Source organism: Streptomyces sp. NPDC042259 (assembly GCF_055582085.1).
Genome location: NZ_JBVJDW010000005.1, coordinates 355809 through 368805, shown reverse-complemented (window position 1 = coordinate 368805; position 12997 = coordinate 355809). Strand labels below are relative to the sequence as shown.

Genomic DNA, 12997 nt, shown 5'->3' with positions numbered 1-12997 from the left:
CTTCGCGAAGGAGATGTGATGGCACGGCGATACGACTGCGGCGACGCGACCGACCGCAAGACCGGTCTGCGCGAAGCCGCCGCGGCGGTCCGCCGCGGTGAGCTGGTCGTGCTGCCCACCGACACCGTCTACGGCATCGGTGCGGACGCCTTCAGCCGCGAGGCCGTCGGCGACCTCCTGGAGGCCAAGGGGCGTGGCCGCAACATGCCCACGCCCGTGCTCGTCGGCTCTCCCAACACCCTGCACGGGCTCGTCACGGACTTCTCCGAGCAGGCCTGGGAACTCGTCGACGCCTTCTGGCCCGGCGCGCTCACCCTGGTCGCCAACCACCAGCCGTCGCTGACCTGGGACCTGGGGGAGACGCACGGCACGGTCGCGGTGCGGATGCCGCTGCACCCCGTCGCCATCGAGCTGCTCACCGAGTTCGGCCCCATGGCCGTCTCCAGCGCCAATCTCACCGGCCACCCGGCCCCGCAGGACTGCGACTCCGCGCAGGAGATGCTCGGCGACTCCGTCTCGGTCTACCTCGACGGCGGCTCCACCCCGGCCAACGTGCCCTCCTCCATCGTCGACGTCACCGGCAAGGTGCCCGTGCTGCTGCGGGCCGGCGCGCTCAGCGCCGAGCAGCTGCGCGAGGTAGTCCCCGATCTCGAGGTGGCCAATTGATCGCCCCGCAGGGGCGTGGCATAGCGGGACCGGACACCCATGACCCCGGCCACCGGCCCGGGGTACCCACCTTCCGCATCCTCCACGTCAGCACCGGCAACGTCTGCCGCTCGCCCATCACCGAGCGGCTGACCCGCCATGCCCTCTCCGACCGCCTCGGCGACCCCCTCACGGGCGGTCTCGTGGTGGAGAGCGCGGGCACCTGGGGACACGAGGGCGCCCCGATGGAGGCGCACGCGGCGACCGTCCTGGCCGACCTCGGCGCCGACCCGGACGGATTCATCGGCCGCGAGCTGCTCGACGAGCACGTCATCCGCGCCGATCTCGTACTCACCGCCACCCGCGACCACCGCGCCCAGGTGATCTCGATGGGCCACTCCGCGGGGCTGCGCACCTTCACGCTCAAGGAGTTCACCCGGCTGGTGCGGGCGATAGACCCCGCGACGCTGCCCGACCCCGAACAGGCCGGCGGCGTGGTCGCCCGCGCCCGCGCCCTGGTGCAGGCCGCCGCCGCGCTGCGCGGCTGGCTGCTCGCCCCGAACGCGGAGGCCGACGAGGTCCACGACCCCTACGGCGCCCCGATCACCTTCTTCCGCTCCATCGGTGACGAGATCAACCAGGCACTCGACCCGGTCGTCACCGCGCTCACCGGCGTACCGACCCGGGCGTAGACCCGCCTGCGGATTTCCGGCTGCGGGCCGGACGGGCTGGTGGTGGCCGAGGTCAGCCAAAACCAGCCCGTCCGGCGATTGAGGACGCGCCCGCAGGGCGCTCACCGCCGCAGGCGGTAAAAGCGGGGCCGCGGCCGCACCGGGCAGACGCGCCAGCGGACCGCCCCCGGCCTACATTGGGGGGTGAAGAGCCCATCGCACCCGCACAGCCCGGAGCCAGCGATGACCGTCACCCCCACGCCCCCGAGGGGCGCCGGCGCGGAAGGTGCCCTCGGTCACCCCGCGTGGGGCCCCGGCTTCGAGGCGCTGTCGCGCCAGGACCCCGAGATGGCCGGAATCCTCCTGGCCGAGGCCGACCGGCAGGCGACGGGGATCCAGCTCGTCGCCGCCGAGAACTTCACCTCGCCCGCCGTCCTGGCCGCCCTCGGCTCCCCGCTGGCCGACAAGTACGCCGAGGGCTACCCCGGCGCCCGCCACCACGGCGGCTGCGAGCTGGCCGACCTCGCCGAGCGCACCGCCGTCGCACGCGCCAAGGACCTCTTCGGCGCCGCGCACGCCAACGTCCAGCCGCATTCCGGCACCGCCGCCGTGCTGGCCGCCTACGCCGCCCTGCTGCGCCCCGGGGACACCGTCCTGGCCATGTCCCTCACCGACGGCGGGCACCTCAGCCACGGCTCACCGGCGAACCTCTCGGGCCGCTGGTACCGCTTCGTGGGGTACGGGGTCCGCGGGGACACCGGTCTGATCGACTACGCGCGGGTCCGGGAGCTGGCCCGCGCGCACCGGCCCAAGGCGATCGTCTGTGGCTCGATCTCGTACCCCCGGCACCCCGACTACGCGGCCTTCCGCGACATCTGCGACGAGACCGGCGCCCGTCTCGTCGTCGACGCCGCGCACCCCATCGGGCTGGTCGCCGGGGGAGCGGCGCCCAGCCCGGTGCCGTACGCGGACGTGGTGTGCGCCACCACGCACAAGGTGCTGCGCGGCCCGCGCGGCGGACTGCTGCTGTGCGGCGCGGAAATGGCGGACCGGATCGACCGGGCGGTGTTCCCGCTCACGCAGGGCGGCCCGCAGATGCACACCGTCGCGGCGAAGGCCGTCGCCTTCGGCGAGGCCGCGACCCCGGCGTTCACCACGTACGTCCATCGGGTGGTGGCCAATGCCCGTGTGCTGGCCGCCGCGCTGGCCGCGGAGGGACTCACCGTGACCACGGGCGGCACCGACACCCACCTGATCACCGCCCACCCCGGCGCGCTCGCGCCGGACGCCGCGACGGCCCGCGGGCGGCTCGCGGCGGCGGGCGTCGTCCTGGACACCTGCGGGCTGCCCCAGGGCGCCGGTCACGGCCTGCGGCTGGGGACCGCGGCCGTCACCACCCAGGGCATGGGAGAGGCCGAGATGGAGGCCCTCGCGGCGCTCATGGGGGCCGCGCTGCGCGGGGACGGGCCGGTCGGCTCCGTCCGCGACGCGGTGCTGCGCCTGGCGGCGGACTTCCCGCCCCGGCCGGACCGTTTCTGACCCTCCGCAACCACCGGGGCGTGGCCAACGTCTCCCACCACATTCACCGATCGGGGGCGGACGCGAATATGGTGTGGGGCTGTGATGTCCAGCGAAAACTCTGGGGCAGCCCGTGCGTGAATATCTGCTGACGCTGTGCGTCACCGCAGCGGTCACCTATCTGCTGACGGGTCCGGTGCGGAAGTTCGCCATCGCGGCCGGGGCGATGCCGGAGATCCGCGCGCGGGACGTGCACCGTGAACCGACGCCGCGGCTCGGCGGTATCGCGATGTTCGGCGGGCTGTGCGCGGGGCTGCTGGTGGCCGCGCACCTGTCGAACCTCAAGAGCGTCTTCGAGCTGTCCAACGAGCCCCGGGCGCTGCTCTCCGGGGCCGGGCTGATCTGGCTGCTCGGGGTGCTGGACGACAAGTGGGGCGTGGACGCCCTGGTCAAGCTCGGCGGACAGATGATCGCCGCCGGTGTGATGGTGCTCCAGGGTCTGACGATCCTGTGGATCCCGGTGCCCGGTGTGGGCCCGGTCTCGCTCACGCCGATGCAGGGCACCCTGCTGACCGTCGCGCTGGTCGTCATCACCATCAACGCCGTGAACTTCGTGGACGGTCTGGACGGGCTGGCGTCGGGCATGGTCTGCATCGCCGCGGCCGCGTTCTTCATGTACACCTACCGGATCTGGTTCGGCTACGGGCTGGAGGCGGCCGCCCCCGCGACGCTGTTCGCGGCGGTGCTGATGGGCATGTGCCTGGGCTTCCTGCCGCACAACATGCACCCCGCCCGGATCTTCATGGGCGACTCCGGGTCGATGCTGATCGGCCTGGTGCTGGCGGCGGGCGCCATCTCGGTGACCGGGCAGCTCGACCCCGACGCCCTCAGCCTCTTCGTCGGTTCCGAGCGGGCCGCCGTGCACGCCACGGTCCCGGTCTACATCCCGCTGCTGCTGCCGCTGACAGTCATCGCCGTGCCGGTGGCGGACCTGCTGCTGGCCATCGTGCGCCGGACCTGGAACGGCCAGTCGCCGTTCGCCGCCGACCGCGGGCATCTGCACCACCGGCTGCTGGAGATCGGCCACTCGCACAGCCGCGCCGTACTGATCATGTACTTCTGGTCGGCGCTCATCGCCTTCGGCACCGTCGCGTACTCGGTGCACTCCGCGAGCGTCTGGATCCTGCTGCTCATCGTGGCGCTCAGCGCGGTCGGTCTGGTCCTGCTGCTGCTGCCGCGCTTCACCCCGCGCGCCCCGCGCTGGGCCGAGGCCTTCGTGCCGCCGCGCTACCGCCGCCGCAGGTCGGTCGTGGTCGCGGTGGCGGGCGGCGCCCCGGGAGCCGAGGGCGCCGGCATCGGGGAGCAGCGCGAGCCCGTCCCGGCGGGACTGCACGGGGCGACGGCCATCGGCGACCGCTCGCGCTTCCCGCACACCAGGAAGATCAGCAGCCACCGCTGAACCGGGCAATGTGGGAGCGGGCGGCACCTTTTAGCAGAGAAATCAGGGGCCCGTCAGCCCTCCAACCAGCACATTCACCCGTGCGTGTGAGGGTCAGCACACGATGTAGGTAAAGACCTCATCAAATAGTTTGTGATACCGTTCACTAAACCCGGTGCTAGAGCCGAAGGACCGTAGTGCGGCGGCCCTTCGTCGCGAGTCACGTCTCACTCCCGGGGATACGCTCGTCCACGACGAATCGTTGCTTCCGACCTCTCGCCGGAGAAACCCTTCATGCAGTCCAACGACGCTCGAACACTCCTGCGCTGCGCCGTCCCGACCGCCCTCGCGGGTGTGGTCGCTGTCGCCGTCAGCGGTGTCCTCGCCGGTGGCAAGGGTGCGATCGGCGCCGCCGTCGGCACGGCCGTCGCGGGTGGCGTCATGGCCCTGGGTCTCTATGTGCTCCAGCGCACCGCGAAGTCGTTCCCGCACCTGTTCCAGGCCATGGGCCTGGTGCTGTACGTGACCCAGTTCCTGATCTCCGCCGTCGTGCTGGCGGTCTTCCGGGACACCTCGCTCTTCAACACCCGGGCCTTCGCCTTCGCCCTGCTCGCCGCCGTCCTGGTGTGGACGGCGGCGCAGACGCGCGCCTATCTGAAGGCCAAGATCCTTTATGTGGAACCGGAATCCTCCGAGGCGAAGAAGTCCGCGCCCGCAGGGTCTCCGTCGTGACCGGTAGGGCCGCCATAAAGGTGCCGGCGCTCACCTGCTATCGTCCGGTGCCATCTGAGGCACAGTGGGCGCAGGCAGCTGAACTCCCGAGTAATCCGGGACGGAATCGGCGGTCCATGCAGCTGATGCCGCTTACGCCGGCCGGTTCCGCACCGGTCACCTGCCCCCCCATCCGCAAGACCAGTCCAGTGCCGTTCCGCGGCTGTGCGCCGCGCCGACACAACGAGGTTGCCGTACCTATGCGCCACGCTGAAGGAGCTCGCGGTGAGTGCTGAACAGATGCTCGCCTTCGAGACCGATTGCCACATCTTCGATGGGTGCGGCTTCCCAGCCCCAGGCCTTCACTCGTTCTTGTTTGAACCGATCTTCAGCATCGGTGGCTTCGACTTCAACAAGCCGATGCTGCTGGCCCTGCTGGGCACGCTTCTGATCATCGGTTTCTTCTGGGCGGCGTTCGGCCGGGCGAAGGTGGTCCCGGGCAAGCTGCAGATGGTCGGTGAGGCGGGTTACGACTTCGTACGCCGCGGCATCGTCTACGAGGCGCTCGGCAAGAAGGAGGGCGAGAAGTACGTCCCCTTCATGGTCTCGCTGTTCTTCTTCGTCTGGATCATGAACCTCTGGTCGGTCATTCCGGTCGCCCAGTTCCCCGTGACCTCGATCATCGCCTTCCCGGCGGCGCTCGCGCTGATCGTCTACGTCCTGTGGATGTACCTGACGTTCAAGAAGCACGGCTTCGTCGGCGGTCTGAAGAACATCACCGGCTACGACAAGTCGCTCGGTGGCGTCCTCCCGCTCGCGGTGACCCTGGAGTTCTTCTCCAACGTGCTGGTCCGGCCGTTCACCCACGCGGTGCGACTCTTCGCCAACATGTTCGCCGGCCACCTGCTGATCCTGATGTTCACCATCGCCAGCTGGTACCTGCTGAACGGGATCGGCATCGCCTACGCGGGTGTCTCGTTCGTGATGACCATCGTGATGACCGCCTTCGAGCTGTTCATCCAGGCCGTCCAGGCGTACGTCTTCGTGCTGCTGGCCACCAACTACGTCCAGGGCGCGCTCGCCGAGCACCACTGAGTGCCCTCGCCTCCCAGTCCAACAATCGTCCGGTGGCCAACCCCCACCGGTCCGTGAAAGAGAAGGAAGAACGAGCATGTCTGCTGCTCTCCAGACCATCGCCGCTGGTGTCGAGATCAAGGGCAACCTCGGCTCGATCGGCTACGGCCTCGCCGCGATCGGCCCCGGCGTCGGCGTCGGCATCGTCTTCGGTAACGGCACCCAGGCGCTGGCCCGTCAGCCCGAGGCCGCCGGCCTGATCCGCGCCAACCAGATCCTCGGCTTCGCCTTCTGTGAGGCGCTCGCCCTGATCGGCCTGGTCATGCCGTTCGTCTACCCGTCTGCCTGATCACGGTCCGACGACCACTGTTTTCGACGGAAGGCATTGATGTGAAAGCCCTGCTCTTGGCGAGCGAGGGGGAAGTGGAAGCTCCCCTTCTGCCGCCGATCCCAGAGCTCGTCATCGGTCTGATCGCCTTCGCCATCGTCTTCTTCTTCCTGGCCAAGAAGCTCTCTCCGAAGATCAACAAGGCTCTGGAAGAGCGCCGCGAGGCCATCGAAGGCGGTCTGGAGAAGGCCGCGGCCGCGCAGGCCGAGGCGCAGCAGGTGCTCGACGACTACCGGGTACAGCTCGCCGACGCCCGCCACGAGGCCGCGCGTCTGCGCCAGGAGGCGCAGGAGCAGGGCGTCGCGATGATCGCCGAGATGCGGTCCGAGGGCCAGCGTCAGCGCGAGGAGATCATCGCGGCCGGCCACGCCCAGATCGAGGCCGACCGCAAGTCCGCCGCCGCTTCGCTGCGACAGGACGTGGGCCAGCTGGCCGGCGACCTGGCGGCCAAGCTCGTGGGTGAGTCCCTCCGGGACGCCACCCGGCAGAGCCGGACCATCGACCGCTTCCTCGACGAACTCGAGAACAAGTCGGCCGGTGCGGCGAAGGCAGAGGTGACCCGATGAGCGGAGCGAGCCGCGAGGCCCTGGCCTCCGCACGCGAGAGCCTCGACGCGCTGGCGGACAACACGTCCGTGGACGCGGCGAAGCTCGCCGACGAGCTGGCCGCCGTCACCGCGCTGCTCGACCGCGAGGTGTCGCTGCGTCGGGTCCTGACCGACCCGGCGCAGCCCGGCGAGGCCAAGGCCGAACTGGCCCGGCGCCTGCTGGGCGGCCAGGTGGGCGGCGAGACCGCTGATCTGGTGGCCGGCATGGTCCGTTCCCGCTGGTCGCGCTCGCGTGACCTCGTGGACGCCGTCGAGGAGCTGGCCGACAGCGCCGACTTCATCGCGGCGCAGCGGACCGACGTCCTGGACGACGTCGAGGACGAGCTGTTCCGCTTCGGCCGGATCGTCGCCTCCAACGCCGAGCTGCGTTCGGCGCTGACCGACAAGGTCGCGAGCCGTTCGGCCAAGGCCGAGCTGCTGCACCGCCTGCTGGGCGGCCGGGCCAACCCGGTCACCGAGCGACTGGTGATCCGTCTCGTCACGCACCCGCGTGGACGTAGCCTGGAAGCGGGGCTCACCGCCCTCTCCAAGCTCGCCGCCGACCGCCGGGACCGGATGGTCGCGGAGGTCAGGTCCGCGGTACCGCTGAACGACCGGCAGAAGCAGCGCCTCGGTGAGGCGCTCGCCAAGCTGTACGGACGGCGTGTGCACCTCAACCTGGACGTGGACCCCGAGGTCCTCGGTGGTGTCCAGGTGCGGATCGGCGACGAGGTCATCAACGGCACCATCGCGGACCGTCTCGCCGAGGCGAGCCGCCGCATGGCCGGCTGACAGCCACCAACTCAAGAGCATGACTGACGGCCCGAGTTGGGCCGACGGTGTCCTCTGGAGGGCTTCCTCCAGAGAAGAAATACTTCGGGCCCAACAAGGAGAGCAGGGAACCCAGATGGCGGAGCTCACGATCCGGCCGGAGGAGATCCGGGACGCGCTGGAGAACTTTGTCCAGGCGTACAAGCCGGACGCGGCCTCGCGCGAGGAGGTCGGTACGGTCAGCGTTGCCGGCGACGGCATCGCGAAGGTCGAGGGTCTTCCCTCGGCCATGGCGAACGAGCTGCTGCGGTTCGAGGACGGAACCCTCGGTCTCGCCCTCAACCTCGAGGAGCGCGAGATCGGTGCGGTCGTCCTCGGCGAGTTCAGCGGTATCGAGGAGGGCCAGCCGGTGCAGCGCACCGGTGAGGTGCTCTCCGTCGCGGTAGGCGAGGGTTACCTCGGCCGCGTCGTCGACCCGCTGGGCAACCCGATCGACGGCCTCGGCGAGATCGCGACCGAAGGTCGCCGCGCCCTGGAGCTGCAGGCTCCTGGCGTCATGGTCCGCAAGTCGGTGCACGAGCCGATGCAGACCGGCCTCAAGGCCGTCGACGCGATGGTGCCGATCGGCCGTGGCCAGCGTCAGCTGATCATCGGCGACCGCCAGACCGGCAAGACCGCGCTGGCCGTCGACACGATCATCAACCAGCGCGACAACTGGCGCTCCGGCGACCCGAAGAAGCAGGTTCGCTGCATCTACGTCGCCATCGGCCAGAAGGGCTCCACCATCGCGTCCGTGCGCGGTGCGCTGGAGGAGGCCGGCGCCCTGGAGTACACGACGATCGTCGCCGCTCCGGCGTCCGACCCGGCGGGCTTCAAGTACCTCGCCCCGTACACCGGTTCGGCCATCGGCCAGCACTGGATGTACCAGGGCAAGCACGTCCTGATCGTCTTCGACGACCTGTCGAAGCAGGCCGACGCCTACCGCGCCGTGTCCCTGCTGCTGCGCCGCCCGCCGGGCCGTGAGGCCTACCCGGGTGACGTCTTCTACCTGCACTCGCGTCTGCTGGAGCGCTGCGCCAAGCTCTCCGACGACATGGGCGCCGGTTCGATGACGGGTCTGCCGATCGTCGAGACCAAGGCGAACGACGTGTCGGCGTTCATCCCGACCAACGTCATCTCCATCACCGACGGCCAGTGCTTCCTGGAGTCCGACCTGTTCAACGCGGGCCAGCGCCCGGCGCTGAACGTCGGTATCTCGGTCTCCCGCGTCGGTGGTTCGGCCCAGCACAAGGCCATGAAGCAGGTCTCCGGCCGACTCCGTGTCGACCTCGCCCAGTACCGCGAGCTGGAGGCGTTCGCCGCCTTCGGTTCCGACCTGGACGCGGCCTCGAAGTCGCAGCTGGAGCGCGGTAAGCGCATGGTCGAGCTGCTGAAGCAGGGCCAGTACGCCCCGTACTCGGTCGAGAACCAGGTCGTCTCCGTCTGGGCCGGCACCACCGGCAAGATGGACGACGTGCCGGTCGAGGACATCCAGCGCTTCGAGCGCGAGATGCTCGACTACCTGGGCCGCGAGCACAAGGGCCTGATGGACAGCATTGTCGAGGGCGGCAAGATGTCCGACGACACCCTCCAGGCGCTCGCCGACGCCATCGCCACCTTCAAGAAGCAGTTCGAGACCTCGGACGGCAAGCTTCTCGGTGACGACGCCACGGCCGGCTCCGCGAAGTGACGACGACGGAAGGGACCTGATCCATGGGAGCCCAGCTCCGGGTCTACAAGCGTCGCATCCGCTCCGTCACCGCGACCAAGAAGATCACCAAGGCGATGGAGATGATCGCCGCCTCGCGCATCGTCAAGGCGCAGCGCCAGGTGGCGGCATCGACGCCGTACGCGAGTGAACTCACCCGCGCGGTGACGGCGGTTGCCACCGGTTCGAACACCAAGCACGCCCTCACCACCGAGGTCGAGAACCCGGTCCGCGCCGCGGTGCTGCTCGTCACGAGCGACCGCGGTCTGGCCGGCGGCTACTCCTCCAACGCCATCAAGGCCGCGGACAAGCTCACCGAGCGCCTGCGCGCGGAGGGCAAGGACGTCGTGACGTACATCATCGGCCGCAAGGGCGTGGCGTACTACGGCTTCCGGGAGCGGCCGGTGGCCGAGTCGTGGACCGGCTTCACCGACAGCCCGACCTACGCGGACGCCAAGAAGGTCGCGGGTCCGCTCATCGAGGCCGTCCAGCTGGACACCGCCGAGGGCGGCGTCGACGAGCTGCACATCGTCTTCACCGAGTTCGTCTCGATGATGACGCAGTCGCCGGTGGAGAAGCGGCTGCTGCCGCTCAGCCTCGAGGTGACGGAAGAGGCCGAGGAAGCGGGCAAGGGCAAGATCCTTCCGCTCTTCGACTTCGAGCCGTCGGCCGAGGGTGTCCTCGACGCGCTGCTGCCGCGGTACGTCGAGAGCCGGATCTACAACGCGCTGCTGCAGTCGGCTGCCTCCGAGCACGCCGCCCGCCGTCGCGCGATGAAGTCGGCGACCGACAACGCCGGCGAACTCATCAAGTCGCTCTCGCGGCTTGCGAACGCGGCCCGCCAGGCCGAAATCACCCAGGAAATCAGCGAGATCGTCGGTGGCTCCAGTGCCCTGGCCGACGCGAACGCGGGGAGTGACTGACCACTATGACCACGACTGTTGAAACCGCCACGGCCACCGGCCGCGTCGCGCGGGTCATCGGCCCGGTCGTCGACGTGGAGTTCCCCGTCGACGCGATGCCGGAGATCTACAACGCGCTGCACGTCCAGGTCGCCGACCCGGCCGAGAACGGCAAGCTCAAGACGCTGACCCTCGAGGTCGCCCAGCACCTGGGCGACGGCCTGGTCCGCGCCATCTCCATGCAGCCCACCGACGGTCTGGTCCGCCAGGCCGCGGTGACCGACACGGGTGCGGGCATCACCGTGCCCGTCGGTGACGTCACCAAGGGCAAGGTGTTCAACACCCTCGGCGAGATCCTGAACGTGGACCCGTCCACGGTCGAGGTCACCGAGCGCTGGCCGATCCACCGCAAGGCCCCGAACTTCGACCAGCTCGAGTCCAAGACCGAGATGTTCGAGACCGGTGTCAAGGTCATCGACCTGCTGACCCCGTACGTCAAGGGCGGCAAGATCGGTCTGTTCGGTGGTGCCGGTGTCGGCAAGACCGTGCTGATCCAGGAAATGATCTACCGCGTGGCCAACAACCACGACGGCGTGTCGGTGTTCGCCGGTGTCGGTGAGCGCACTCGTGAGGGCAACGACCTCATCGAGGAAATGACCGACTCGGGCGTCATCGACAAGACGGCGCTCGTCTTCGGCCAGATGGACGAGCCCCCGGGCACCCGTCTGCGCGTCGCCCTGGCCGGTCTGACCATGGCGGAGTACTTCCGCGATGTGCAGAAGCAGGACGTGCTCTTCTTCATCGACAACATCTTCCGGTACACCCAGGCCGGTTCCGAGGTGTCCACCCTGCTCGGCCGTATGCCGTCCGCGGTGGGTTACCAGCCGAACCTGGCGGACGAGATGGGTCTGCTGCAGGAGCGCATCACCTCGACGCGTGGTCACTCGATCACGTCGATGCAGGCGATCTACGTCCCCGCGGACGACCTGACCGACCCGGCCCCGGCCACGACCTTCGCGCACCTCGACGCGACGACCGTGCTGTCGCGTCCGATCTCGGAGAAGGGCATCTACCCGGCGGTCGACCCGCTGGACTCGACGTCCCGCATCCTGGACCCGCGCTACATCGCGCAGGAGCACTACGACGCCGCCATGCGCGTCAAGACGATCCTGCAGAAGTACAAGGACCTCCAGGACATCATCGCGATCCTCGGTATCGACGAGCTGGGCGAGGAGGACAAGCTCGTTGTCCACCGTGCCCGTCGCGTCGAGCGCTTCCTGTCGCAGAACACCCACGTGGCGAAGCAGTTCACCGGCGTGGACGGTTCGGACGTGCCGCTGGACGAGTCGATCGCCGCGTTCAACGCGATCTGCGACGGCGACTACGACCACTTCCCCGAGCAGGCGTTCTTCATGTGCGGTGGCCTCGAGGACCTCAAGGCCAACGCCAAGGAGCTGGGCGTCTCCTGATCCCCGGGCTCGCGGAGCCCTGTGATCAGCGGTCCGGGGGCGGGGCTGTCCCGCCCCCGGACCGTACGTCCCCTATTCTTTGACCCAACACCTGTCAGACCCGGCAGGTGGAGACCCGAGGAGCCACGTTGGCTGCTGAGCTGCACGTCGAGCTGGTCGCGGCGGACCGAAGCGTCTGGTCCGGCGAGGCCACTCTGGTCATCGCGCGTACCACATCGGGCGACATCGGCGTCATGCCCGGCCACCAGCCGCTGCTCGGTGTGCTGGAGTCCGGCCCGGTGACGATCAAGACCGCGGACGGCAATGTCGTCGCAGCGGTGCACGGTGGATTCATCTCGTTCGCGGACGACAAGCTCTCGCTGCTCGCCGAGGTGGCGGAGCTGGCCGACGAGATCGACGTCCAGCGGGCGGAGCGGGCGCTGGAGCGCGCGAAGGCCGACGCCGACGCGCACGCCGAGCGCCGTGCGGATGTCCGGCTGCGTTCGGTCACGGGCGTTCACTGAACCCCGCGACTCACTGAGTTCGTCCCTCAGCCGCGGACCGCACTGGAGTTCTCCAGGGCGGTCCGCGGCTGAGGCAATACAGGTGCGGTTGCTCTAGATGATGCGAGGAGGTCGGTGGAGATGGTCCTCGCTCTGCTCGTGAGCGGCATCGTCGTCTTGCTGGTTTTGGTGGGACTCTTCGTCTTCGGGCTGCGCAGACGGCTCATCCAGCGGTCGGGGGGAACCTTCGACTGCAGCCTGCGCTGGAACATCCCCGACGAGGACCCCGAGCCGGCGGGCAAGGGGTGGGTGTACGGCGTCGCGCGGTACAACGGTGACCGGATCGAGTGGTTCCGGGTCTTCTCGTACGCGTACCGGCCCCGCCGGGTCCTGGAGCGCGCCTCGATCGAGGTGCTGGAGCGGCGTACGCCGCAGGGCGAGGAGGAACTGGCCCTGCTGTCCGACGCCGTCGTCCTGGTCTGTATGCACCGCGGTACCCGGCTGGAGCTCGCGATGAGCGAGGACGCCCTGACGGGCTTCCTGGCCTGGCTGGAGGCGGCGCCTCCTGGCCAGCGGGTGAATGTGGCTTAGGTTC

General features: G+C 69.4%; 14 protein-coding genes. All 14 read left to right on the top strand.

Features of this window, described 5'->3' with window-relative positions:
• Positions 1-18 precede the first annotated feature (18 nt).
• The 14 genes from ACZ6MA_RS17160 to ACZ6MA_RS17095 all read left to right on the top strand — a co-directional run bounded on the left by ACZ6MA_RS17160 (position 19) and on the right by ACZ6MA_RS17095 (position 12993).
• The gene (locus ACZ6MA_RS17160; protein WP_469434528.1) at positions 19-666 is read left to right on the top strand and encodes an L-threonylcarbamoyladenylate synthase; all 648 of its coding nucleotides are present in this window, start codon (positions 19-21) and stop codon (positions 664-666) included.
• Positions 663-1337, top strand: coding sequence for an arsenate reductase/protein-tyrosine-phosphatase family protein (locus ACZ6MA_RS17155; RefSeq protein WP_469434527.1), 675 nt, complete (start codon positions 663-665; stop codon positions 1335-1337). The genes ACZ6MA_RS17160 and ACZ6MA_RS17155 overlap by 4 nt, the downstream gene beginning before the upstream one ends.
• Positions 1338-1559: 222 nt before the next feature.
• Positions 1560-2855, top strand: coding sequence for a serine hydroxymethyltransferase (locus ACZ6MA_RS17150; protein WP_469434524.1), 1296 nt, complete (start codon positions 1560-1562; stop codon positions 2853-2855).
• A gap of 112 nt (positions 2856-2967) precedes the next feature.
• The gene (locus tag ACZ6MA_RS17145; RefSeq protein ID WP_469434523.1) at positions 2968-4293 is read left to right on the top strand and encodes an MraY family glycosyltransferase; all 1326 of its coding nucleotides are present in this window, start codon (positions 2968-2970) and stop codon (positions 4291-4293) included.
• Between the two features lie 273 nt (positions 4294-4566).
• The gene (locus ACZ6MA_RS17140; protein WP_130879934.1) at positions 4567-5004 is read left to right on the top strand and encodes a hypothetical protein; all 438 of its coding nucleotides are present in this window, start codon (positions 4567-4569) and stop codon (positions 5002-5004) included.
• A 279-nt stretch (positions 5005-5283) separates the two neighbouring features.
• Entirely contained in the window at positions 5284-6078 is a 795-nt protein-coding gene (gene atpB / locus ACZ6MA_RS17135; protein ID WP_469434710.1) for a F0F1 ATP synthase subunit A, read from the top strand.
• A gap of 76 nt (positions 6079-6154) precedes the next feature.
• On the top strand, positions 6155-6406 hold the full coding sequence (atpE, locus tag ACZ6MA_RS17130) for an ATP synthase F0 subunit C (RefSeq protein ID WP_087926250.1): 252 nt from the start codon (positions 6155-6157) through the stop codon (positions 6404-6406).
• Positions 6407-6447: 41 nt separating this feature from the next.
• Positions 6448-7011 carry a F0F1 ATP synthase subunit B gene (locus tag ACZ6MA_RS17125; RefSeq protein ID WP_469434521.1) on the top strand — a complete coding sequence of 188 codons (564 nt, stop codon included), beginning with the start codon at positions 6448-6450 and terminating at the stop codon, positions 7009-7011.
• A complete protein-coding gene (locus ACZ6MA_RS17120; RefSeq protein ID WP_469434520.1) occupies positions 7008-7823 on the top strand; it encodes a F0F1 ATP synthase subunit delta in 816 nt (271 codons plus the stop codon). Before ACZ6MA_RS17125 ends, ACZ6MA_RS17120 begins: the two co-directional genes overlap by 4 nt.
• A gap of 115 nt (positions 7824-7938) precedes the next feature.
• On the top strand, positions 7939-9531 hold the full coding sequence (gene atpA, locus ACZ6MA_RS17115) for a F0F1 ATP synthase subunit alpha (protein WP_130879937.1): 1593 nt from the start codon (positions 7939-7941) through the stop codon (positions 9529-9531).
• A 23-nt stretch (positions 9532-9554) separates the two neighbouring features.
• A complete protein-coding gene (locus ACZ6MA_RS17110; protein WP_469434519.1) occupies positions 9555-10472 on the top strand; it encodes a F0F1 ATP synthase subunit gamma in 918 nt (305 codons plus the stop codon).
• 5 nt (positions 10473-10477) lie between these two features.
• Complete coding sequence (gene atpD / locus ACZ6MA_RS17105) at positions 10478-11920, top strand: F0F1 ATP synthase subunit beta (protein WP_469142472.1); 1443 nt, start codon at positions 10478-10480, stop codon at positions 11918-11920.
• Between the two features lie 128 nt (positions 11921-12048).
• A complete protein-coding gene (locus ACZ6MA_RS17100; RefSeq protein WP_469434517.1) occupies positions 12049-12423 on the top strand; it encodes a F0F1 ATP synthase subunit epsilon in 375 nt (124 codons plus the stop codon).
• Between the two features lie 120 nt (positions 12424-12543).
• On the top strand, positions 12544-12993 hold the full coding sequence (locus ACZ6MA_RS17095) for a DUF2550 domain-containing protein (RefSeq protein ID WP_469434708.1): 450 nt from the start codon (positions 12544-12546) through the stop codon (positions 12991-12993).
• Positions 12994-12997: the final 4 nt, after the last annotated feature.